This is a genomic window from Streptomyces sp. NPDC090045 (assembly GCF_044747975.1).
GTDB lineage: Bacteria > Actinomycetota > Actinomycetes > Streptomycetales > Streptomycetaceae > Streptomyces.
Map to the genome: position 1 here is coordinate 66,134 of NZ_JBIVFA010000020.1, position 22,074 is coordinate 88,207.

Sequence of the window (22,074 nt, forward strand, 5' to 3'; positions counted from 1 at the left end):
CTGCGGCCCGGGGGTCCGGGGCCCCCGCCCGCGCCCCCCGGCCCAATCCAGCCTCTCCGGCGTTTGAGGAGCGGGGTGCGGGGCGGAGCCCCGGTCTTTGGGCCGCGCTGGGCAGGCCAGCATCAGCCGAATCCGGCTCCGCCGGCGTTTGAAGCACAGCGGCGGGCGGAGACCGGGGAAGGACCGCCGGGTCCATCACGCGGTACGGGCGGATACCCTGGGGGACGACCACAACGCCCCCGACCCGAGGAATCGCGACCACCGTGTTCGATACGCTCTCCGACCGCTTGGCGAATACCTTCAAGGGCCTGCGCGGCAAAGGCCGGCTGTCCGAGGCTGACATCGACTCCGCGGCCCGGGAAATCCGTATCGCGCTCCTCGAGGCCGACGTCGCCCTCCCGGTCGTCCGCTCCTTCATCGCCAACGTCAAGGAGCGGGCCCGCGGCGAGGAGGTCAGCAAGGCGCTGAACCCCGGCCAGCAGGTCCTGAAGATCGTCAACGACGAGCTCGTCACGATCCTCGGCGGCGAGACCCGGCGGCTGCGCTTCGCCAAGACCGCCCCCACCGTGATCATGCTGGCCGGTCTCCAGGGTGCCGGTAAGACCACCCTCGCCGGAAAGCTCGGCCTCTGGCTCAAGGGGCAGGGCCACACCCCGCTGCTCGTGGCCTGCGACCTCCAGCGCCCCAACGCCGTCAACCAGCTCTCCGTCGTCGCCGACCGCGCGGGCGTGGCCTTCTACGGCCCCCAGCCGGGCAACGGTGTCGGTGACCCGGTCCAGGTCGCCAAGGACTCCATCGAGTACGCGCGGACCAAGCAGCACGACATCGTCATCGTCGACACCGCCGGCCGCCTCGGCATCGACCAGGAGCTGATGCAGCAGGCCGCGGACATCCGCGACGCCGTCAGCCCCGACGAGATCCTCTTCGTCGTCGACGCCATGATCGGTCAGGACGCGGTCAACACCGCCGAGGCCTTCCGCGACGGCGTCGGCTTCGACGGCGTGGTGCTCTCGAAGCTCGACGGCGACGCCCGCGGTGGTGCCGCGCTCTCCATCGCGCACGTCACCGGCAAGCAGATCATGTTCGCCTCGAACGGCGAGAAGCTCGACGAGTTCGACGCCTTCCACCCCGACCGCATGGCGGGCCGGATCCTCGACATGGGTGACATGCTCACCCTCATCGAGCAGGCCGAGAAGACCTTCTCGCAGGCCGAGGCCGAGAAGATGGCGGCCAAGCTCGCCAAGGGTCCCAAGGAGTTCACGCTCGACGACTTCCTGGCCCAGATGGAGCAGGTCCGCAAGATGGGCTCCATCTCCAAGCTGCTCGGCATGCTGCCCGGCATGGGTCAGATCAAGGAGCAGATCAACAACATCGACGAGCGCGACGTGGACCGCATGGCCGCGATCATCAAGTCGATGACCCCGGCCGAGCGCCATGACCCGACGATCATCAACGGCTCGCGCCGTGCCCGTATCGCCAAGGGTTCCGGCAGCGAGGTCAGCGCAGTCAAGTCGCTCGTCGAGCGGTTCTTCGACGCCCGCAAGATGATGTCGCGCATGGCCCAGGGCGGCGGCATGCCGGGCATGCCCGGCATCCCCGGGATGGGCGGCGGCCCCGGCCGGCAGAAGAAGCAGGTCAAGCAGGCCAAGGGCAAGCGCAAGAGCGGCAACCCGATGAAGCGCAAGGAAGAGGAGGCCGCGGCAGCGGCCCGCCGCGAGCAGGGTCCGCAGGCGATCGAGCCCGCGGCCGGCGGCAGCCCCTTCGGCCTTCCCGCCGGCGGTGGCCAGCCGGGCCAGGACTTCGACCTTCCGGACGAGTTCAAGAAGTTCATGAAGTAGTACCCGCACAGGCGGGCAGCGGAGGGCCCCGGTCGTGATCTCACGGCCGGGGCCCTCCGTCTTCTGCGGGGCAACGGGTCGATTTGTCGCTTATCGTCGGCCGGGAGGATGGCAGAAGGAGGCGCCCGTGCCCAGCCCCACCCCCGTACCTCCCCGCGACCGGGCCGACACGCCCTGGCGCTCGGAAGGCGCCCCGCCCACACCTCCGCCGAAGAAGCGGATGCCGGGCGGCTGGAGGGGACTGATCCTCGCCGCCCTGATCGTCTACCTGGTGACCAACCTGGTGCTGTCCTTCTTCAACGAGGGGGACGAGCCGACCATCTCGTACACCGAGTTCAGCAAGCAGGTGGCCGCCGGCAACGTCTCGAAGATCTACTCCAAGGGCGACGCGATCCAGGGCGAGCTGAAGGCCAAGCAGCCGCTGCCCGACGGGGACAAGGGGGACTACACCAAGTTCGTCACCCAGCGTCCGGCCTTCGCCGAAGATGATCTGTGGGCCGAGCTCACCAAGCAGAACGTGAACGTGACGGCCTCCCCGGTCGTCGTGCAGCGCAGCTTCCTCGCCAATCTGCTGCTCTCCCTCGCCCCGATGCTCGTACTGGTCCTGCTGTGGGTGGTCATCGCCCGCCGGATGCGCGGGGGGATGGGCGGCATGGGCGCCCTCGGCCGCAAGGCCCCGCCCAAGCCGGTGGAGCTGGAGACGGGCGACAAGCGCACCACCTTCGAGGACGTGGCCGGCATCGACGAGGTCGAGGGCGAGCTCAACGACGTCGTCGACTTCCTCAAGAACCCGCAGGCCTACCGGAGGCTGGGCGCCCGGATGCCCGGCGGGGTCCTCCTGGTCGGCCCGCCCGGCACCGGCAAGACCCTGCTCGCGCGGGCGGTCGCGGGCGAGGCCGGGGTGCCGTTCTTCTCCGCCTCCGCCTCCGAGTTCATCGAGATGATCGTCGGCGTCGGCGCCTCCCGGGTCCGCGAACTCTTCACCGAGGCGCGCAAGGTGGCCCCCGCGATCATCTTCATCGACGAGATCGACACCATCGGCCGGGTGCGAGGCGGCGGCGCCGCCATGGGCGGCCACGACGAGCGCGAACAGACCCTGAACCAGATCCTCACCGAGATGGACGGCTTCTCCGGATCGGAGGGGGTGGTCGTCCTCGCCGCCACCAACCGGGCCGACGTCCTGGACCCCGCCCTGACCCGCCCCGGCCGCTTCGACCGCACGGTGGCCGTCGCCCCGCCCGACCGGGCCGGCCGCGAGGCCATCCTGCGCATCCACACCCGGGACATCCCGCTCGACCCGGGCGTCGACCTCGCGCAGGTGGCCCGTACCACCCCCGGAATGACCGGCGCCGAACTGGCCAACCTCGCCAACGAGGCCGCGCTGCTGGCCGTCAAGCGCCGCCAGGACCAGGTCACCCAGTCCGACCTGTCCGACGCCCTGGAGAAGGTCCAGCTCGGCGCGGAGCGGTCCCTGGTGATGCCGCTGGAGGAGCGCCGCCGCACCGCGTACCACGAGAGCGGCCACGCCCTCCTGGGCATGCTGCAGCCGGGCGCCGACCCGGTCCGCAAGATCACGATCGTGCCCCGGGGCCGCGCCCTCGGCGTCACCCTCTCGACCCCGGACGCCGACCGGTACGCCTACACCGAGCCGTACCTGCGCGGCCGCGTCATCGGGGCGCTCGGCGGCATGGCGGCCGAGCACGTCGTCTACGACGTCATCACCACCGGCGCGGAGAACGACCTCGAACAGGTCACCAACATCGTCCGGGGGATGGTCGGCCGCTGGGGCATGAGCGACCGCGTCGGCAAGCTCACCGCCATCCCGACCGACGGAGGCGGTCCCTACGGCCTGTCCGCCGCCCCCGCCACCCTCGACGCGGTGGACCACGAGATGCGGCGGATCGTCGACGAGTGCTACGCGGAGGCCTGCCGGCTCCTGCGCGAGCACCGCCCGCAGCTCGACGCCCTGGCCGAGGCCCTGCTCGCCAACGAGACCCTCGACGAGACGGCCGCCTACGCCGCCGCCGGGATCACCCGCCTGACCAAGGCCCACGACGCCGACTGACGGGGCAGCCGCACAGCCGCACATCCGTGCGGCCGCTAGTCCAATCGGGCGATCACATACCGGAAGATGTTCGGCAGCCACACGGCGCCGTCGGATCGCTCGAACGGGTGAAGGGCCTCGGCCAGCTCCTTCTCCGCCAGCGCGGGGTCGGCCGCGCCGTCATAGAGGCCGGTCGACAGCAGCCCGCGCACCGCGCTGTCCACGTCCGCGTACCCGAACGGGCAGAACACCCGCCCCGATCCGTCCGGTCTGAGCCCGGCCCGCTCCACCAGCGCGTCCAGGTCCCGTGGCGAGGGTCCGCCGCCCAGGACCGAGGGCACCGTGCAGCGCTCCGCCGGGCCCCAGTCGGCCAGTACCACCGCCCCGCCGCGGCGCACCGCGGGCAGGGCCGCGGCCAGCGCCGCCGGGGACGGGGAGAAGGCCAGCAGGGCGTCGTACGGGCGCGGCGCCGACGGCGGGGCCGCCAGCACCTCCAGCAGCCGCTCACGGGCCAGTGCCCGCCGGGCCGGATCCGCCTCCACGCCCGTGGCCACGGCTCCCCGCCCGGCCGCGAGCAGCAGGGCCAGGCCGGCCCCGCAGTCGAGGCCCAGCAGTCGGTCACCCGGCCCGACCTCCAGTCGGTCGTAGACCGCCTCGTACAGCGGTACCAGCATCCGTTCCTGGATCTCCGCCCAGTCCCGGGCGACAAGCGTCGCCGTCGGCGTCGGTGTCATCGAAAGAGCGCTCCTGATTCCGTGTCGCCCCCTTGCCCCCGTTGCCAGAGAACTCCCCATTCGCCCCCGCGTCCAGAGGAGTGCGGCACCCGATTCACGCATCGTGTGCCCGGCGCCGTACGATTCGCGGCATGGCAAAGGCACCCGTTCTCACCCCGCAGGCGGAGGATTTCCCCCGCTGGTACCAGGATCTGATCAACAAGGCCGAGCTGGCCGACAACGGTCCGGTCCGCGGCACCATGGTCATCCGACCGTACGGCTACGGCCTGTGGGAGCGGATGCAGCAGGAGATGGACGCGCGCATCAAGGACGCGGGCGCCCAGAACGCGTACTTCCCGCTCTTTATCCCGCAGTCGTACCTGACGAAGGAAGCCGAGCACGTCGAGGGCTTCGCCCCCGAGCTCGCGGTCGTCACGCACGGCGGCGGCAAGGAGCTGGAGGAGCCGGTCGTCGTCCGGCCCACGTCCGAGACGATCATCAACGACTACTTCTCCAAGTGGGTCCAGAGCTACCGCGACCTGCCGCTGCTGATCAACCAGTGGGCCAACGTGGTCCGCTGGGAGATGCGCCCGCGCGTGTTCCTCCGTACGAGCGAGTTCCTCTGGCAGGAGGGCCACACCGCCCACGCCACCTACGAGGACGCCCGCGACTACGCCGCCCGCATCCACACGGACGTCTACGGCGACTTCATGACGAACGTGCTCGGCATCGACGTCGTGCTCGGCCGCAAGACCGCCAAGGAGCGCTTCGCCGGCGCCATCAACACCCTCACCCTCGAGGGCATGATGGGCGACGGCAAGGCCCTGCAGTTGGGCACCAGCCACGAGCTCGGCACCAACTTCGCCAAGGCCTTCAACACCCAGTACCTGTCGAAGGAAGGCAAGCAGGAGCTCGTCTGGCAGACCTCGTGGGGCGTCTCGACCCGCATGGTCGGCGGCCTGATCATGTCCCACGGCGACGACAACGGCCTCCGCGTCCCGCCGCGCCTCGCGCACGTCCAGGTCGTCGTCATGGCGATCAAGGGCGACGAGGCCGTCACCAAGGTCCGCGAGCTCGGCGCCCAGCTGAAGGCCGCCGGCCTGCGCGTGTTCGTCGACGACCGCGTCGACACCCCCTTCGGCCGCCGCGCCGTGGACTGGGAGCTCAAGGGCGTACCGGTGCGCATCGAGATCGGCCCCCGCGACCTGGAGGCCGGCACCGCGATGCTGGCCCGCCGCATCCCGGGCGGGAAGACCCCCGTGCAGATCGACGCCCTCGCCGACCTGCTGCCCAAGGTGCTCGACGAGGACCAGGCGCAGCTGCTGCGCGAGTCCCGCGAGCGCCGCGAGTCCCGCACCTCCGACGTCTCGACCATCGAGGAGGCCGCCGAGGCCGCCATCGCCGGCGGCTGGGCGCGGATCCCGTGGGCGGACCTCGGTCCGGAGGGCGAGGCCAAGCTGGCCGAGCAGGCCGTCTCCGTGCGCTGCCTGATCGCCGAGGACGGGTCGGTCCCCGAGGCGGACGACGCCCCCGGTACGCTCGCGATCGTCGCGCGCTCGTACTGACCGGGCCCGAAGGACCTTGCGCCCCGGCGTGCGGCTCGTGCCGCGCGCCGGGGCGGCTTCGTCGTTGGTCCTCGTTAAGTACCGACTCCTCCTGAGATCGGCGCACCCGTCCTCGTCAGCACGCATGAGACTGAACTGACTGGTACGTGCAAAAAATTTGGAATGGCCCGGAATCGGAACACCCGGGCACCTCGGCTCGTTGTCACGACGTGAGCACGACACCACCTGTTCTCGCCGCAGAGCTGGCGCAGGCGTGGGCCGATATTCAGCGGCACCACCCCGAGCTGCCTGACCTTGCCGCGCCCGAGTCCCTGATCGGAGAGTCCTCGTCCGCCTGCGGCGCCGAGCTCTCCTTCGAGCGACTGCTGCACGAGGCAGTCCACGGCATCGCCGCCGCCCGCGGAGTCCGAGACACCTCGCGCGCCGGCCGCTACCACAACCGCAGATTCCTCGCGATCGCCGAGGAACTGGGGCTGGACCACTCCGAGGAGCCGCACGCCAGCAGCGGCTTCTCGCTCGTCACGCTCAATCCGGAGGCGAAGCGCCGCTACCGCCCCACCATCGAACGGCTGCAGCGCGCACTGAAGGCGCACACCGCCGCCACGGCCGCCGACACCAAGCGCAGCTTCCGCGGACCGGCCGCCCGGCACGGGTCCTCCGGCGGCGGCGTGCGCGTCAAGGCGGTCTGCGACTGCGGGCGCAACGTGCGGGTGGTCCCCTCCGTGCTGGCCCAGGCGCCGATCGTGTGCGGCGGGTGCATGAAGCCCTTCCGCATCCCCGAAGTCGCCATCGCGGCGGCCTCCTGACCGCCCTCACCGCCGCCACCGGGGCCACCGCCCCACGGCGAACCGGCCGCCGCGCCCTCGCCCCCACCGGGGCGACCGCCGCCGGCGCACACGCGGGCAGCCCGCACCGCCGCACCACCGGCGGGCCGTGCCCCGCGCCCCGCACCGCCGTCCTTGCGGCACCCCGCGCCCGCACGGGGACGGGAGCGGGCCGCCCGCGGGGAGACGGACCCGACCGCCCGGCGGAGCGCGCCGCGGGCGTATGGCACAATGGCTAGCTGTACTCGACAGTCGCATAGGACCCCTCTCTCCTCCGGCTGACGCGTCCATCGGGCACCCGAGTACCGCAACCCCACGTGGCATCTCATGTGCCCAACCACGTCAAGTTCAGGAGACACCACTCCAGTGGCAGTCAAGATCAAGCTCAAGCGCCTCGGCAAGATTCGCCAGCCGCACTACCGCATCGTCGTCGCCGACGCCCGCACCCGCCGGGATGGTCGCGCGATCGAGGAGATCGGTATCTACCACCCGACCTACAACCCGTCGCGCATCGAGGTCAACGCCGAGCGTGCGCAGTACTGGCTGTCCGTCGGCGCCCAGCCCACCGAGGCTGTGCTCGCCATCCTGAAGCTGACCGGTGACTGGCAGGCCCACAAGGGTCTCCCCGCCCCCGCGCCGCTCCTGCAGCCGGAGACGAAGGAGAGCAAGCGTCGCTCCTTCGACGAGTTCGCCAAGGCCCTCGAGGGCATCGGCGAGGGCAAGGGCGAGGCCATCACGCAGAAGGCGAAGAAGGCCGACAAGAAGGCGGACGAGGCTGAGGCCGCCGCCGAGTCGACCGAGGCCTGAGCATGCTCGAGGAGGCTCTTGAGCACCTCGTAAAGGGCATTGTGGACAACCCCGACGAAGTGCAGGTCGCCTCGCGCAACCTGCGCCGTGGACAGGTGCTCGAGGTCCGGGTTCACCCCGACGACCTCGGCAAGGTGATCGGCCGCAACGGCCGCACCGCACGTGCTCTGCGCACCGTCGTGGGCGCCATCGGCGGCCGGGGGATCCGCGTCGACCTCGTCGACGTGGACCAGGTCCGCTGAGACTTGGTTCATTTAACACGTGAATCACCGGCACGGGCCGGGGAGGGCATTCGTGCCCACCCCGGCCCGTCGTCGTCTGAACAGGAGAGACACACAGTGGAGCTGGTAGTCGCGCGGATCGGCCGCGCCCACGGCATCAAGGGTGAGGTCACCGTCGAGGTGCGCACGGACGAGCCGGAGCTGCGGCTCAGCCCCGGTGCCGTGCTCAAGACGGAGCCCGCCGCGGCGGGACCGCTGACCATCGAGACGGGCCGGGTGCACAGCGGCCGGCTGATGCTCCGCTTCGCCGGCGTCAAGGACCGCACCGGGGCCGAGGCGCTGCGCAACATCCTGCTCATCGCCGAGGTGGACCCGGCGGAGCTGCCGGAGGAGGAGGACGAGTACTACGACCACCAGCTGATGGACCTGGACGTGGTACTCGAGGACGGCACCGAGATCGGCCGGATCACCGAGATCTCCCACCTGCCCTCGCAGGACCTCTTCATCGTCGAGCGGCCGGACGGCTCCGAGGTGATGATCCCCTTCGTCGAGGAGATCGTCGCCGAGATCGACCTGGAGGAGCAGCGCTGCGTCATCACCCCGCCGCCCGGGCTGATCGACGAGCGCGAAGCGGTCATCGCCTCGACCCGTGACGAGGCCCCGGCCCGTGACGAGGACTCCGGGGACGACGCCTGATGCGTCTCGACGTCGTCACGATCTTCCCCGAGTACCTGGAGCCGCTGAACGTCTCCCTCGTCGGCAAGGCCCGTGCCCGCGGGCAGCTCGACGTGCACGTCCACGACCTGCGGGACTGGACGTACGACCGGCACAACACGGTCGACGACACCCCGTACGGCGGCGGTCCCGGCATGGTCATGAAGACCGAGCCGTGGGGCGAGGCCCTGGACGCGGCGCTGGCCGACGGCTACGAGGCGGGCGCGCACGGGCCCGTCATGGTCGTCCCCACCCCCAGCGGCCGCCCCTTCACCCAGGAACTGGCCGTCGAGCTCTCCGAGCGGCCGTGGCTGATCTTCACCCCGGCCCGGTACGAGGGCATCGACCGCCGGGTCATGGACGAGTACGCCACCCGCATGCCGGTGTACGAGGTCTCCATCGGCGACTACGTCCTGGCGGGCGGCGAGGCCGCCGTCCTGGTCGTCACCGAGGCCGTGGCCCGGCTGCTGCCCGGGGTGCTCGGCAACGCCGAATCGCACCGCGACGACTCCTTCGCACCGGGCGAGATGGCCAACCTGCTGGAAGGGCCGGTCTACACCAAGCCCCCGGAGTGGCGCGGCCGGGACATTCCCGAGGTGCTGCTCAGCGGCCACCACGGGAAGATCGCCCGCTGGCGCCGGGACGAGGCCTTCCGCCGGACCGCGCAGAACCGCCCGGACCTGATCGAGCGCTGCGAGTCCGCAGCCTTCGACAAGAAGGACCGGGAGATCCTCTCCATCCTGGGCTGGACGCCGTCCCCGGACGGCCGATTTTGGCTCAGGCCCGAGGCCGTGGAAGAATAGGCGGCTGCTGTGTGCTCGCGGGCGCCCCTGCCACAGGGGGACCGTCGTCCGCCGAGTGTCGCGGCTCCCGAATTCTCTACGGAAACCCGCACCGGCGACCTGTGGCGTCGTGCGAAGAAAGCAGACGAAGAACATGTCTCACCTGCTCGATGGCGTCAACGCCGCCGCGCTCCGCTCGGACGTCCCGGCCTTCCGCCCGGGTGACACGATCAACGTGCACGTCCGCGTGATCGAGGGCAACCGCTCCCGTATCCAGCAGTTCAAGGGCGTCGTCATCCGTCGCCAGGGCGCGGGGGTCTCCGAGACCTTCACCGTCCGCAAGGTCTCCTTCAGCGTCGGCGTGGAGCGTACCTTCCCGGTCCACTCCCCGATCTTCGAGAAGATCGAGCTCGTCACCCGCGGTGACGTGCGCCGTGCGAAGCTGTACTACCTCCGTGAGCTCCGCGGCAAGGCCGCGAAGATCAAGGAGAAGCGCGACAAGTAAGGTCGCCTCCGGTGTTCGGGGGCGGCCGGATAGGCTCGCCCCCGATGGACACCGAAGCACCTCACACGCAGCGCGGCCACTCTTCCCCCCGCGAGGGGGAGGAGCGGCCGCGTTTTGCGTTCTCCGCGGCCGGCAATCCGCCGACGGGGAGGCGGGCGTCCCGGCGCCCCGCGAACGGGCGCACGCCGTCCCGGGGACCCCTGACCTGGCGGCGGGCCGGCGTGCTCGGTGTGCTCTGCACCGTCTTCCTGCTGCTGTTCAGCAACTTCGTGATCCAGCCCTTCCTGATCCCGAGCCGCTCCATGGAGCCGACGCTGCAGGTCGGGGACCGGGTGCTGGTCAACAAGCTGGCGTACCGTTTCGGCGACCGGCCGGCCCGCGGGGACCTCGTGGTCTTCGACGGCACCGGCTCCTTCGTACGGGAACGCCCGGACGGTAATCCGGTCGGCGTGCTGCTGCACGGCGCGGCCTCGGCCCTCGGGCTCGCGGAGCCGTCCGACACCGACTTCGTGAAGCGGGTCGTGGGCGTCGGCGGTGACGACGTGGTGTGCTGCGACGCGGGCGGGCGGGTCCAGGTCAACGGCGTGCCGCTGGACGAGCCGTACCTGTATCCCGGTGACGCCCCCTCGAAGGTGCCGTTCCGTATCGTCGTACCCCTGGGGACCCTGTGGGTGATGGGTGACCATCGGTCCCAGTCCCGGGACTCGCGCGACCACCTGGGCGAACCGGGCGGGGGGATGGTGCCGGTGGAGAAGGTGATCGGGCGGGCCGACTGGATCGGCTGGCCGGTTTCGCGCTGGGGCGCCGTCGGGGGCGGTCATGGGTAGCCGCGGACGGCCGCGCGGCGGACGGGAGCGGGAGCCCGAACCGGAGCCGGAACCGACGCCCGCACAGGAGGTCTGGGGCGGCCGGGCCGAACGGCGCCGGACGGCCCGCAAGGTGCGCCGGCGCCGCCGCACGCGCCGCGCCGGCGAGCTGCCGCTGCTGGTCGTGGTGGCGCTGTGCATAGCCCTGCTGCTCAAGACCTTCCTGGTGCAGGCCTTCTTCATCCCGTCGGGCTCGATGGAGCAGACCATCCGCATCGGCGACCGGGTCCTCGTGGACAAGCTGACCCCGTGGTTCGGCTCCAAGGTCGAGCGCGGCGACGTCGTCGTGTTCAAGGACCCCGGCGGCTGGCTCAGGGGCGAGGCCGCCCGGCCCGCCCAGGACCCGGTCGGCGTCAAGCAGATCAAGCAGGGCCTGACCTTCATCGGCCTGCTGCCCTCGGCCGACGAGCAGGACCTCATCAAGCGCGTCATCGGCGTGGGCGGGGACACCGTCAAGTGCTGCGACAGCAGGGGCCGGGTCACCGTCAACGGCTCGCCGCTCGACGAGCCGTACGTGAACCCGGGCAACGCCCCCTCGGACATCGCCTTCGAGGTCGAGGTGCCGGCCGGCCGGCTCTTCGTGATGGGCGACCACCGGGCCAACTCCTCGGACTCGCGCTTCCACCTCGACGAGGCCTTCGAGGGCACCATCGACGAGAACGGGGTCGTGGGCGAAGCCGTGGTGATCGCCTGGCCGTTCGGGCACTGGAAGCGACTGGAACAGCCCGCGACGTTCCGCATGGTGCCCGATCAGGCACGGAGTCAAGGACGCGGACGGCGCAGGCGCCGTCGGGGCGCACCGTTCGCATAGTGTGTCTTCGGTCTCCCGCGCCTTAGGGAACTCCCGCTCGTTAGGGAGGGGAGGGCCCGTGCCTGTTTCGGCCGGGCGGCGATCGCGAGTGAGGAGTGGATGTGGGGGATGTGGCGGTAGGCGCACGTTCCGGTCGCGACGAGGGCGAGGAGCGGCCGGACGATGCAGTCGAGCGCGAGGCCGACGAGGACGGTACCGCGGCGCCGGCGCACCGCTCGTTCTGGAAGGAGCTTCCGCTCCTCATCGGCATCGCCCTGCTGCTGGCCCTGCTGATCAAGACCTTCCTGGTCCAGGCGTTCTCGATCCCGTCCGACTCGATGCAGGACACCTTGCAGCGCGGGGACCGGGTGCTGGTGGACAAGCTGACCCCGTGGTTCGGATCCGAGCCGGAGCGCGGTGAGGTCGTGGTCTTCCACGACCCCGCGAACTGGCTCTCGGGGGAGCCCACTCCGGAGCCGAACATCGTGCAGAAGGCCCTCAGCTGGATCGGCCTGATGCCGTCCGCCGAGGAGAAGGACCTGATCAAGCGGACGATCGCCATCGGCGGTGACACGGTCGAGTGCAAGAAGGGGGGACCGGTCGTCGTCAACGGCAAGGCGCTCGACGAGCCGTACATCTACCCCGGCAACACCGCGTGCGACGACGCGCCCTTCGGGCCGATCAAGGTGCCCCAGGGCAAGATCTGGGTGATGGGCGACCACCGGCAGAACTCCCAGGACTCCCGCTACCACATGCAGGACTCCACCCAGGGCTTCGTGCCCGTCGACAAGGTCGTGGGCCGGGCCGTCGTGATCGCGTGGCCGATCACCCGCTGGTCGACCCTGCCGATCCCGGACACCTTCGACCAGCCGGGCATCGGCAACCAGGCCGCCGCGACCGCGCTCGGTCTCGGGGCCGCCGGACTCGCGCCGGTCGGGTTGGGCCCGGCCGCGCTGGGGCTCGTGGGGGCGGTTCCGCTCGTCATGTGGCGCAGGCAGAAGCTGACCAGCGGTCGTACCGCCCGGTAGGGTGCCGCCCAGGTCGACGATCCCGGAGTGTGGGGGCGCTGCAATGGGCGGAACAGAAGCAATACGCAGTGGCAAGGATGGCCGCGGCGGTCTCGGCAACGTGCTGTCGGGACTCGCCGTGGCCATCGGCTTTGCGCTCTTCCTCGGCGGCTTCGTCTGGGGTGCGGTCCTCTACCAGCCCTACACGGTGCCGACCGACTCGATGATGCCGACCGTACGGCCCGGGGACCGGGTGCTCGCGCAGCGCATCGACGGCGGGGAGGTGCGCCGCGGGGACGTGGTCATCTTCACTGATTCCATGTGGAGCGATTCGCCCATGGTCAAGCGGGTCGTCGGCATCGGCGGCGACACCGTGAAGTGCTGCGGCGCGGGCGGCGAGCTGACGGTGAACGGCACGCCGCTGGACGAGCCGTACGCCGACACCACCCGGCCGGACACGGGTCTGGCCATGCCGCCGGGGCAGGCCCCGCCGCCCGGGACCCCCTTCGAGGTGACGGTCCCCGAGGGGAACCTCTTCCTGCTGGGCGACCGGCGGGCCGCCTCACTGGACTCCCGGGCCCACCTGCAGGAGGCCGGGCAGGGGACCGTGCCGAGGTCCGCCGTCAGTGCCCGCGTCGACGCCCTGGCCTGGCCCTCCGTGAAGATGCTGGAGCGTCCGCGGACGTACGCCGCCCTGCCCGGCGGGATCTCGCGGCCCGGGCCGCTGCGGCTCCAGCTGGTGGCGGTGGTGGCCGGCGCCGCCCTGGTCCTGCTGGGGGCCGCGTACGGGCCCGTGGCACGGGTCCTGGGGCGCGGACGGCGCAAGGAGCAGGCCGGTGTCGGCTGACCCGGCCGGGACCGGCCGCCGGAAGGTGTCGCGGGTGATCCTCCTGGACCCGGACGACCGGATCCTGCTGCTGCACGGCTTCGAGCCGGCGGACCCCTCGGACGACTGGTGGTTCACCCCGGGCGGCGGGCTGGAGGGCTCCGAGAGCCGGGAGCAGGCCGCGCTGCGCGAGCTGGCGGAGGAGACGGGGATCACGGAGGTGGAGCTGGGGCCGGTGCTGTGGCACCGCTACTGCTCGTTCCCCTTCGACGGGCGCCGCTGGGAGCAGGACGAGTGGTACTTCCTGGCACGTACCAGCCAGACGGCGACCGAGATGGGCGGGCTCACCGAGCTGGAGCGGCGCAGCGTCACCGGAGCCAGGTGGTGGACCTCCGAGGAACTTCTCTCGGCCCATGAGACGGTGTACCCGACCAGACTCGCCGAGCTGCTCCGTACGCTGCTCGACGACGGTCCTCCGGGTGCGCCGGTGGTCCTGGCCCCGGAAATCGTTTAGGGGCGCATGGGCCTGGCGCACAATAGGGGGACGCACGGCTGAAGGGGAACATGCCATGAGTGCCGAGGACCTCGAAAAGTACGAGACCGAGATGGAGCTGAAGCTCTATCGGGAGTACCGCGACGTCGTCGGGCTGTTCAAGTATGTGATCGAGACCGAACGCCGTTTCTACCTCACCAACGACTACGAGATGCAAGTGCACTCGGTTCAGGGCGAGGTGTTCTTCGAGGTCTCGATGGCCGACGCGTGGGTCTGGGACATGTACCGGCCGGCCCGCTTCGTGAAGCAGGTCCGGGTGCTGACCTTCAAGGACGTGAACATCGAGGAGCTCAACAAGAGCGACCTCGAACTGCCCGGCAGCTGAGCTTCCTCACCCGGGAGGGTGAGCGGGTTGTCCACAACGGCCGGACTGTCCACCAAGATCCACAAGGTGGGCGGGGACGCGGGACCGTCGGTGCCGGAGGTGGTGCCGGATGAACGCGAAGGGCGTGGCACAGCAGGCATTGGGGCGGTACGGCGAGGAGCTCGCCGCGCGGCGGCTGACCGAGGCCGGCATGACGGTGATCGCACGGAACTGGCGGTGCCGCGGCGGGGAGATCGACATCGTCGCGCGGGACGGGGACGCCCTCGTCGTGTGCGAGGTCAAGACCCGCCGGGCGGGGGACTTCGAGCATCCCATGGCCGCCGTGCGGCCCGCCAAGGCCGAGCGCTTACGGGGACTCGCCGGGCGGTGGCTCGCCGACCACGGCGGACCGCCCCCGGGCGGCGTGCGCATCGACCTCGTCGGAGTCCTGCTGCCGCGGCGCGGTGCGCCCCTGGTGGAACACGTCAGGGGGGTGGCCTGATGGGGTTCGCGCGAGCCTGCTCGGTGGCCCTGGTCGGCGTCGACGGGGTGGTGGTCGAGGTCCAGGCCGATCTGGAGCCCGGGGTCGCGGCCTTCACCCTGGTGGGGCTCCCGGACAAGACCCTGGTCGAGAGCCGGGACCGGGTGCGTGCCGCCGTGGTCAACTCGGGGGCGGCCTGGCCGCAGAAGAAGCTCACGGTCGGGCTCAGCCCGGCCTCCGTGCCGAAGTCCGGCGCCGGATTCGACCTGGCCGTTGCCGCCGCGGTGCTCGGGGCGGCCGAGGTGGTCGACCCGGCGGCCATCGCCGATCTCGTCCTCATCGGGGAGCTGGGACTGGACGGCCGGGTCCGCCCGGTCCGCGGGATCCTGCCGGCGGTCCTTGCCGCGACGGAGGCCGGATACCGGCAGGTGGTGGTGCCCCAGCAGTGCGCCGCCGAGGCCGCGCTCGTGCCGGACGTCTCGGTGCTCGGCGTGCGCAGCCTGCGCCAGCTGATCGCGGTCCTGACCGGCGGGGCGGTCCCCGAGGAGGATCCGCCCGACCCGCCGGGGCGCCCCGATCCGATACTGGCCGGCCTGCTGGTCCCGGGCGCGGGGCTGGGCACCGGTCTCGCCCCGGGCCGCGGCGGCCGGGGAGATGCCGCGGACTTCCCCGACCTCGCCGACGTGGCCGGACAGCACACGGCGCGCCGCGCCCTGGAGGTGGCGGCCGCCGGAGGACACCACCTCTTCCTCAGCGGACCCCCGGGCGCCGGCAAGACGATGCTGGCCGAGCGGCTGCCCTGGATCCTGCCGCCGCTGACCCGACAGGACTCCGTCGAGGTCACCGCCGTCCACTCGGTCGCGGGGATCCTCCCGCCCGGCGAACCGCTGGTCGCCCGGCCGCCGTACTGCGCACCGCACCACTCGGCGACCATGCAGTCCCTGGTGGGCGGCGGGACCGGGATCCCCAGGCCCGGAGCGGTCTCCCTGGCGCACCGCGGCGTGCTCTTCCTGGACGAGGCCGCGGAGTTCCACAGCCGGGCCCTGGACGCGCTGCGCCAGCCCCTCGAATCGGGACACGTGGTCATCGCCCGGGCCGCGGGGGTGGTGCGGCTGCCGGCCCGGTTCCTGATGGTGCTCGCCGCCAACCCCTGCCCGTGCGGGCGCCACACGCTGCTGGGAGCCGGGTGCGAATGCCCGCCCTCGGTGATCCGGCGCTACCAGGCACGGCTGTCCGGGCCGCTGCTCGACCGGGTGGACCTGAGGGTGGAGGTCGAGCCCGTCACCCGGTCCGATCTGCTGGGCCAGGGCGGGCGCGGGGAGGCCACCGCCGTGGTCGCCGAGCGGGTGCGGGAGGCCCGGGAGCGCGCCGGGGCCCGGCTCGCCGACACGCCGTGGCGGCTCAACTCCGAAGTGCCCGGGCAGGAATTGCGGACCCGGTGGCAGGCGGGTCCCGGGGCCCTCGCGCAGGCCGAGCGCGATCTGGAGCGGGGACTGCTCACCGCGCGCGGGCTGGACCGGGTCCTGCGGGTTGCCTGGACCGTGGCCGACCTGCGGGGGCGGGACCGGCCCGACGCGTTGGACGTGGCCGTGGCGCTGGAGCTGCGGACCGGGATTGCGCGCGGGGCCGTCCCGTTGACGGGAGGCGGGACGTGACCGGCGCGGGAGACGAGGAACTGCTGGCCCGGGCGGCGCTGACGCGGGTGCTCGAGCCCGGGGACGAGCACGGCGGGCGCTGGCTGCGGGAGCACGGTGCGGTGGGACTGATGGGCCTGCTGACCGGCCCCGAGGCGGGATCGGAGGCTCCGGCGGGGGTGGGGCCGGAGCGGCTCGCCGGGTACCGCAGACGGGCGGCGCTGGCCGATCCGCGGCGCGACCTCGAACGGGCCGCCGCATCGGGAGGCCGGTTCGTGTACCCGGGATCGGCGGAGTGGCCGACCCAGCTCGACGACCTCGGCGACGCCCGCCCCGTCGGGCTGTGGCTGCGGGGCCGGCCGAACCTGCGGACCTGGGCGCTGCGTTCGGTGTCCGTGGTCGGGGCCCGGGCCTGCACCCCGTACGGCGCGCACATGGCCCAGACCCTGGCCGCCGGGCTCGCCGAGCGGGGCTGGGTCGTGGTCTCCGGCGCGGCGTTCGGGATCGACGGCGCCGCCCACCGCGGGGCCCTCGCCCCGGGCGGCGCGACCGCGGCGGTGCTGGCCTGCGGGGTGGACGTCGCCTACCCCCGCGGACACTCCGGGCTGCTCGACCGGATCGCCGGCCAGGGGCTGATCCTCGGCGAGCTGCCGCCCGGCAGCCATCCGACCCCCAGCAGGTTCGTCCTGCGCAACCGGGTCATCGCGGCCCTCACCCGGGGCACGGTCGTCGTGGAGGCCGCCCACCGCAGCGGGTCCCTGGTCACCGCCCGGCGGGCCCAGCGGCTCGGGCGGATCACGATGGGCGTCCCGGGGGCCGCCACCAGTGCGCTCTCGGCCGGGGTGCACGAGCTGCTGCGCGGCGAGGCCGTGCTCGTCACCGACGCGGCGGAAGTGGTCGAACTGGTGGGCTCCATGGGCGAGCTGGCTCCCGAGCGGCGCGGCCCGGTGCTCGCCAGGGACCTGCTGGACCGGGACACGGCCCGGGTGCTCGAAGCGCTGCCGGCCGGACGCCCGGCCGACGTGGCGGAGCTGGCACTTGCCTGCGGCACCGGCGCCGATGAAGTCATCGGCAGACTGTACGAACTTCACTCTCTGGGGTTCGTCGAACGGCAGGGCGACGGCTGGCAGTTGAGCAGACAAACGGCTGGAGGGGACATACAAACCCGGTCCGACCGGCGAGGCGGTCGTTGACCTGGGGAGTTCCGGTGAAAGAGTGAAACCGATGAGAGACGCGGTCTTCCCGGTGGCAGCTGCCGGGACCGTGCGCGCTGCGCCGGTCCCGGACGGCCCGTGCGAGTCGGGGCGCCCCTGCGCCCCCGCGCCATCCCGTACTCTTCGCGCACCGCGACACTTCCGTCACGCTACGCTCCCAAGGAATCCGGCTCCGGCAAAGGCGAAGCATGCCCCAGCACACCTCAGGGTCCGACCGCGCTGCGGTGCCCCCCGCTGCCCGCGGCAGCGTGCGGTCCACCGCGCCCTCGTCCCTGGAGGTGCTGTGGCGCTCGTACAAGGAATCGGGTGACGAGCGGCTGCGGGAGCAGTTGATCCTGCACTACTCGCCCCTGGTGAAGTACGTCGCCGGCCGCGTCAGCGTGGGCCTGCCGCCCAATGTGGAGCAGGCCGACTTCGTCTCCTCCGGGGTCTTCGGCCTGATCGACGCCATCGAGAAGTTCGACATCGACCGGTCGATCAAGTTCGAGACGTACGCCATCACCCGGATCCGCGGCGCGATGATCGACGAACTGCGGGCGCTGGACTGGATCCCCCGCTCGGTCCGGCAGAAGGCGCGGGCCGTGGAGCGGGCCTACGCCACGCTGGAGGCCCAGCTGCGGCGCACCCCGACCGAGAGCGAGGTCGCCGGGGAGATGGGCATCGGGGTGGAGGATCTCCACACCGTCTTCAGCCAGTTGTCCCTGGCGAACGTGGTCGCGCTGGAGGAGCTGCTGCACGTCGGCGGGGAGGGCGGCGACCGCCTCTCGCTGATGGACACCCTGGAGGACACGGCCGCCGACAACCCGGTGGAGGTGGCGGAGGACCGCGAACTGCGGCGCCTGCTGGCGCGGGCCATCAACACGCTGCCCGAGCGGGAGAAGACGGTGGTGACCCTCTACTACTACGAGGGCCTCACCCTCGCCGAGATCGGCAACGTGCTGGGCGTCACCGAGAGCCGGGTCAGTCAGATCCACACCAAGTCCGTCCTGCAACTGCGCGCGAAGTTGGCAGATGTAGGACGGTGAGCTTGCGCCACCTCCGTAGAGTGGATGCGTGCCCAGGATTCGAGCGGCCTCCGTGGCCGAGCACCGGTCGATGCAGCGCGGCGCCCTCTTGGACGCTGCGCGTTCCCTGCTGTCCGAAGGCGGGACGGAGGCGCTGACCTTCCCCGCCCTCGCGGAGCGGACCGGCCTCGCCCGGTCCTCCGTGTACGAATACTTCCGCTCCCGCGCCGCCGTCGTCGAAGAGCTGTGCGCGGTGGACTTCCCGGTGTGGGCCGCCGAGATCGAGGCGGCGATGGAGCAGGCGGAGTCGCCGGAGGCGAAGATCGAGGCCTACGTGCGGAGCCAGCTGGGGCTGGTGGGGGACCGGAGGCACCGGGCGGTGGTGGCCATCTCGGCGAGCGAGCTGGACGCCGGGGCGCGGGAGAAGATCCGTGCGGCGCACGGCGGGCTGGTCGCGATGATCGTCGAGGCGCTGGCCGGCCTGGGACAGCCGGAGCCGCGCCTGGCGGCGATGCTCCTCCAGGGCGTGGTGGACGCCGCCGTCCGGCGGATCGAGCTCGGGGCCGCCGAGGATCCGGCCGTGGTGACGGAGGCGGCCGTGGCCATGGCCCTGCGGGGCGTGCGCGGCTGACAGACCCGGGGCTCCGCCCCGGACCCTCCCCCAGACTCCGTCCGGGGGACCCCCACGCCTCAAACGCCGGCGGGGCCGGGAGCGCCGGCGGGGGCCGGGTTCGGCAGGAGGCGGGGTGTCGGGCGGGGGACGAGGGTCAGCGGGTTGAGGTAGGTCTCGCCCGACAGCAGACCCCAGTGGAGGCACGGGGCCGGACAGTGGGACCCCTCGGTCAGGACCGCCACCACCTGGCCCGCCGTGACCTCCTCACCCTCCGCGACCAGCGGGCGGACCGGTTCGTAGGTCGTGCGCAGTCCGTTCGGGAGGGTCAGGGAGAGCACCCCGCGGCCCGCGACCTGCCCGGCGTAGTGGACCCGGCCCGGGCCGACCGCGCGGAGCTCCGCGCCCACCGGCGCGGACAGGTCCACGCCGCGGTGCCCGGCCGCGTACGGGGTCGGCGGCGGATCCCACCAGCGCGACACGGTCAGCGGTGCGGGCAGCGGACGGGCCCCGGCAGGGGCCCCGGGCGGGTGTCCGGGAACGGGCCCGGGCGCGGCCGCCTGGGCCAGGGCCAGGAGCAGGCCGAGCAGCAGAGTCGTCATGGGCCGTAGCGTCCCGCGCCCGTGCGCGGCCGCGAGCGGGCCTGTGGACGGTCCCGGCGCTGTGGACAACGGCGTCACCCGGCATACCGCCGGGTCCCGTACACTTCTTGTGGCGATCCGGGTCACCGGGTCGACTTCGCACGCCCCGGCACCAGCCCGAAACGGCCAGGTGACAGCGTCTCTCGGTCCCTCATGGGGGCAGGGCGCGGTGGGGCGTCAGGAACCAAACCGAGAAACCAAGGAGATGGCCATGGCCGTCGTCACGATGCGGGAGCTGCTGGAAAGCGGCGTCCACTTCGGTCACCAGACCCGCCGTTGGAACCCGAAGATGAAGCGCTTCATCTTCACGGAGCGCAACGGCATCTACATCATCGACCTGCTGCAGTCGCTGTCGTACATCGACCGCGCCTACGAGTTCGTGAAGGAGACCGTCGCGCACGGTGGCTCCATCATGTTCGTCGGTACCAAGAAGCAGGCCCAGGAGGCCATCGCCGAGCAGGCGACGCGCGTTGGTATGCCGTACGTCAACCAGCGGTGGCTGGGTGGCATGCTCACCAACTTCTCCACCGTCTACAAGCGCCTTCAGCGTCTGAAGGAGCTTGAGGCGATCGACTTCGAGGACGTCGCCGCCTCGGGTCTCACCAAGAAGGAGCTCCTGGTCCTCTCCCGCGAGAAGACCAAGCTGGAGAAGACCCTCGGTGGTATCCGCGAGATGTCGAAGGTTCCCAGCGCCGTCTGGATCGTCGACACCAAGAAGGAGCACATCGCCGTCGGTGAGGCGCGCAAGCTGCACATCCCGGTCGTCGCGATCCTCGACACCAACTGCGACCCCGACGAGGTCGACTACAAGATCCCGGGTAACGACGACGCGATCCGTTCCGTCACCCTGCTCACCCGCGTGATCGCCGACGCCGTCGCCGAGGGCCTCATCGCCCGCTCCGGCGCTGCGACCGGCGACTCGAAGCCGGGCGAGAAGGCCGCCGCCGAGCCGCTCGCCGAGTGGGAGCGCGACCTGCTCGAGGGTGACAAGAAGGCCGACGACGCCGAGGCCGCTCCGGCCGCGGCCGCCGCCGAGGTCGTCGAGGCCCCGGCCGCCGAGGCTGAGGCCCCGGCCGCCGACGCCGAGCAGGCCTGACCCACTGAGAGCGCCCGGCGTTCACGCGCCGGGCACTCACAGCACGGACGATGACGGCGGGGGAGCCGCGCCTGGGGCGCGGCGCCTCCGCCGTTCACCCGTAGATCTACGACTTCGAGAGAGAATCACAGACTCATGGCGAACTACACCGCCGCTGACGTCAAGAAGCTCCGCGAGCTCACCGGCGCCGGCATGCTGGACTGCAAGAACGCGCTCGTGGACGCCGACGGTGACGTCGAGAAGGCCCAGGAAGCGCTCCGCATCAAGGGGCAGAAGGGCGTCGCCAAGCGCGAGGGCCGTTCTGCCGAGAACGGTGCGGTCGTCTCCCTCATCGCCGACGACAACACCTCCGGTGTCATCGTCGAGCTGAAGTGCGAGACCGACTTCGTCGCCAAGGGCGAGAAGTTCCTGGCCGTCGCCAACCAGCTGGCCGCCCACGTGGCCGCCACCTCCCCGGCCGACATCGAGGCGCTGCTCGCGTCCGAGATCGAGCCCGGCAAGACCGTCACCGCTTTCGTCGACGAGGCCAACGCCAACCTCGGCGAGAAGATCGTCCTGGACCGCTTCGCGCAGTTCACCGGCGGTTACGTGGCTGCGTACATGCACCGCACGATGCCCGACCTGCCGTTCCAGATCGGCGTCCTGGTCGAGCTCGACAAGGAGAACGCCGAGGTCGCCCGCGGCGTCGCGCAGCACATCGCCGCGTTCGCCCCGCAGTGGCTGTCCGCCGAGGACGTTCCGGCCGAGAAGGTCGAGTCCGAGCGTCGCATCGCCGAAGAGGTCACCCGCCAGGAGGGCAAGCCCGAGGCTGCCATCGCGAAGATCGTCGAGGGTCGCGTCAACGGCTTCTTCAAGGACGCCACGCTGCTCGGCCAGGCCTACGCGCTGGACAACAAGAAGTCCGTCCAGAAGGTTCTGGACGAGGCCGGTGTCACCCTGAAGCGCTTCTCGCGCATCAAGGTCGGCATCTGAGTCCGTCCGTACGCGACGGACACCGGACCCCGGTAGGGTCTGAGGCAGTCGTCCGTGCTTGCG

The 22,074-nt window shown here is 71.7% G+C and carries 24 protein-coding genes; 22 read left to right on the forward strand and 2 right to left on the reverse strand.

The window, feature by feature from the left end; all coding sequences use genetic code 11:
• Nucleotides 1-263 precede the first annotated feature (263 nt).
• Nucleotides 264-1,838, forward strand: a complete 1,575-nt coding sequence (ffh, locus tag ACIPYQ_RS36660; protein ID WP_361755179.1) for a signal recognition particle protein — start codon at nt 264-266, stop codon at nt 1,836-1,838.
• A 220-nt stretch (nt 1,839-2,058) separates the two neighbouring features.
• Nucleotides 2,059-3,903, forward strand: a complete 1,845-nt coding sequence (gene ftsH / locus ACIPYQ_RS36665; RefSeq protein ID WP_401258602.1) for an ATP-dependent zinc metalloprotease FtsH — start codon at nt 2,059-2,061, stop codon at nt 3,901-3,903.
• A 35-nt stretch (nt 3,904-3,938) separates the two neighbouring features.
• Here the strand turns inward: ftsH and ACIPYQ_RS36670 are convergent, their stop codons facing one another.
• Entirely contained in the window at nt 3,939-4,616 is a 678-nt protein-coding gene (locus ACIPYQ_RS36670) for a methyltransferase type 11 (RefSeq protein WP_361755185.1), read from the reverse strand.
• A 131-nt stretch (nt 4,617-4,747) separates the two neighbouring features.
• On the opposite strand from ACIPYQ_RS36670, the gene proS reads away from it, so the two are divergent.
• The 18 genes from proS to ACIPYQ_RS36760 all read left to right on the forward strand — a co-directional run bounded on the left by proS (nt 4,748) and on the right by ACIPYQ_RS36760 (nt 19,323).
• Entirely contained in the window at nt 4,748-6,160 is a 1,413-nt protein-coding gene (proS, locus tag ACIPYQ_RS36675) for a proline--tRNA ligase (RefSeq protein ID WP_361755188.1), read from the forward strand.
• Nucleotides 6,161-6,369: 209 nt separating this feature from the next.
• Entirely contained in the window at nt 6,370-6,966 is a 597-nt protein-coding gene (locus ACIPYQ_RS36680) for a hypothetical protein (protein ID WP_030708534.1), read from the forward strand.
• Nucleotides 6,967-7,350: 384 nt separating this feature from the next.
• Nucleotides 7,351-7,791 carry a 30S ribosomal protein S16 gene (gene rpsP / locus ACIPYQ_RS36685; protein WP_030386406.1) on the forward strand — a complete coding sequence of 147 codons (441 nt, stop codon included), beginning with the start codon at nt 7,351-7,353 and terminating at the stop codon, nt 7,789-7,791.
• Between the two features lie 2 nt (nt 7,792-7,793).
• Entirely contained in the window at nt 7,794-8,033 is a 240-nt protein-coding gene (locus ACIPYQ_RS36690) for an RNA-binding protein (RefSeq protein WP_030011889.1), read from the forward strand.
• A 96-nt stretch (nt 8,034-8,129) separates the two neighbouring features.
• Nucleotides 8,130-8,708: a ribosome maturation factor RimM gene (gene rimM, locus ACIPYQ_RS36695; protein WP_401258534.1), complete on the forward strand. Its 579-nt coding sequence runs from the start codon at nt 8,130-8,132 to the stop codon at nt 8,706-8,708.
• The gene (gene trmD, locus ACIPYQ_RS36700; protein WP_401258536.1) at nt 8,708-9,529 is read left to right on the forward strand and encodes a tRNA (guanosine(37)-N1)-methyltransferase TrmD; all 822 of its coding nucleotides are present in this window, start codon (nt 8,708-8,710) and stop codon (nt 9,527-9,529) included. Before rimM ends, trmD begins: the two co-directional genes overlap by 1 nt.
• Nucleotides 9,530-9,662: 133 nt before the next feature.
• Entirely contained in the window at nt 9,663-10,013 is a 351-nt protein-coding gene (gene rplS / locus ACIPYQ_RS36705; protein ID WP_030823745.1) for a 50S ribosomal protein L19, read from the forward strand.
• Nucleotides 10,014-10,057: 44 nt separating this feature from the next.
• The gene (lepB, locus tag ACIPYQ_RS36710) at nt 10,058-10,840 is read left to right on the forward strand and encodes a signal peptidase I (RefSeq protein ID WP_401258538.1); all 783 of its coding nucleotides are present in this window, start codon (nt 10,058-10,060) and stop codon (nt 10,838-10,840) included.
• A complete protein-coding gene (gene lepB, locus ACIPYQ_RS36715) occupies nt 10,833-11,690 on the forward strand; it encodes a signal peptidase I (protein ID WP_401258540.1) in 858 nt (285 codons plus the stop codon). The genes lepB (ACIPYQ_RS36710) and lepB (ACIPYQ_RS36715) overlap by 8 nt, the downstream gene beginning before the upstream one ends.
• A gap of 110 nt (nt 11,691-11,800) precedes the next feature.
• The gene (lepB, locus tag ACIPYQ_RS36720; RefSeq protein ID WP_361755203.1) at nt 11,801-12,697 is read left to right on the forward strand and encodes a signal peptidase I; all 897 of its coding nucleotides are present in this window, start codon (nt 11,801-11,803) and stop codon (nt 12,695-12,697) included.
• A gap of 43 nt (nt 12,698-12,740) precedes the next feature.
• Nucleotides 12,741-13,523 (forward strand): signal peptidase I, encoded by a 783-nt coding sequence (gene lepB, locus ACIPYQ_RS36725; protein ID WP_361755206.1) that lies wholly within the window; start codon nt 12,741-12,743, stop codon nt 13,521-13,523.
• Nucleotides 13,513-14,016: an NUDIX hydrolase gene (locus ACIPYQ_RS36730; protein ID WP_361755209.1), complete on the forward strand. Its 504-nt coding sequence runs from the start codon at nt 13,513-13,515 to the stop codon at nt 14,014-14,016. Before lepB (ACIPYQ_RS36725) ends, ACIPYQ_RS36730 begins: the two co-directional genes overlap by 11 nt.
• Before the next feature lie 55 nt (nt 14,017-14,071).
• Nucleotides 14,072-14,380: a DUF2469 domain-containing protein gene (locus tag ACIPYQ_RS36735; RefSeq protein ID WP_005311352.1), complete on the forward strand. Its 309-nt coding sequence runs from the start codon at nt 14,072-14,074 to the stop codon at nt 14,378-14,380.
• A gap of 109 nt (nt 14,381-14,489) precedes the next feature.
• Nucleotides 14,490-14,861 carry a YraN family protein gene (locus ACIPYQ_RS36740; protein WP_319730868.1) on the forward strand — a complete coding sequence of 124 codons (372 nt, stop codon included), beginning with the start codon at nt 14,490-14,492 and terminating at the stop codon, nt 14,859-14,861.
• Nucleotides 14,861-16,495 carry a YifB family Mg chelatase-like AAA ATPase gene (locus tag ACIPYQ_RS36745; RefSeq protein ID WP_401258542.1) on the forward strand — a complete coding sequence of 545 codons (1,635 nt, stop codon included), beginning with the start codon at nt 14,861-14,863 and terminating at the stop codon, nt 16,493-16,495. Before ACIPYQ_RS36740 ends, ACIPYQ_RS36745 begins: the two co-directional genes overlap by 1 nt.
• On the forward strand, nt 16,492-17,667 hold the full coding sequence (gene dprA / locus ACIPYQ_RS36750; protein ID WP_401258544.1) for a DNA-processing protein DprA: 1,176 nt from the start codon (nt 16,492-16,494) through the stop codon (nt 17,665-17,667). The genes ACIPYQ_RS36745 and dprA overlap by 4 nt, the downstream gene beginning before the upstream one ends.
• Before the next feature lie 209 nt (nt 17,668-17,876).
• On the forward strand, nt 17,877-18,713 hold the full coding sequence (whiG, locus tag ACIPYQ_RS36755; protein WP_051836561.1) for an RNA polymerase sigma factor WhiG: 837 nt from the start codon (nt 17,877-17,879) through the stop codon (nt 18,711-18,713).
• 52 nt (nt 18,714-18,765) lie between these two features.
• Entirely contained in the window at nt 18,766-19,323 is a 558-nt protein-coding gene (locus ACIPYQ_RS36760; RefSeq protein ID WP_361755362.1) for a TetR/AcrR family transcriptional regulator, read from the forward strand.
• Nucleotides 19,324-19,382: 59 nt separating this feature from the next.
• On the opposite strand, the gene ACIPYQ_RS36765 is transcribed toward ACIPYQ_RS36760, so the two are convergent.
• A complete protein-coding gene (locus ACIPYQ_RS36765; RefSeq protein WP_401258546.1) occupies nt 19,383-19,904 on the reverse strand; it encodes a M23 family metallopeptidase in 522 nt (173 codons plus the stop codon).
• Nucleotides 19,905-20,154: 250 nt separating this feature from the next.
• Between ACIPYQ_RS36765 and rpsB the strand changes: the two genes are divergently transcribed.
• Entirely contained in the window at nt 20,155-21,039 is an 885-nt protein-coding gene (gene rpsB / locus ACIPYQ_RS36770) for a 30S ribosomal protein S2 (protein WP_361755224.1), read from the forward strand.
• A 135-nt stretch (nt 21,040-21,174) separates the two neighbouring features.
• The gene (gene tsf, locus ACIPYQ_RS36775) at nt 21,175-22,011 is read left to right on the forward strand and encodes a translation elongation factor Ts (RefSeq protein ID WP_361755227.1); all 837 of its coding nucleotides are present in this window, start codon (nt 21,175-21,177) and stop codon (nt 22,009-22,011) included.
• Nucleotides 22,012-22,074 lie beyond the last annotated feature (63 nt).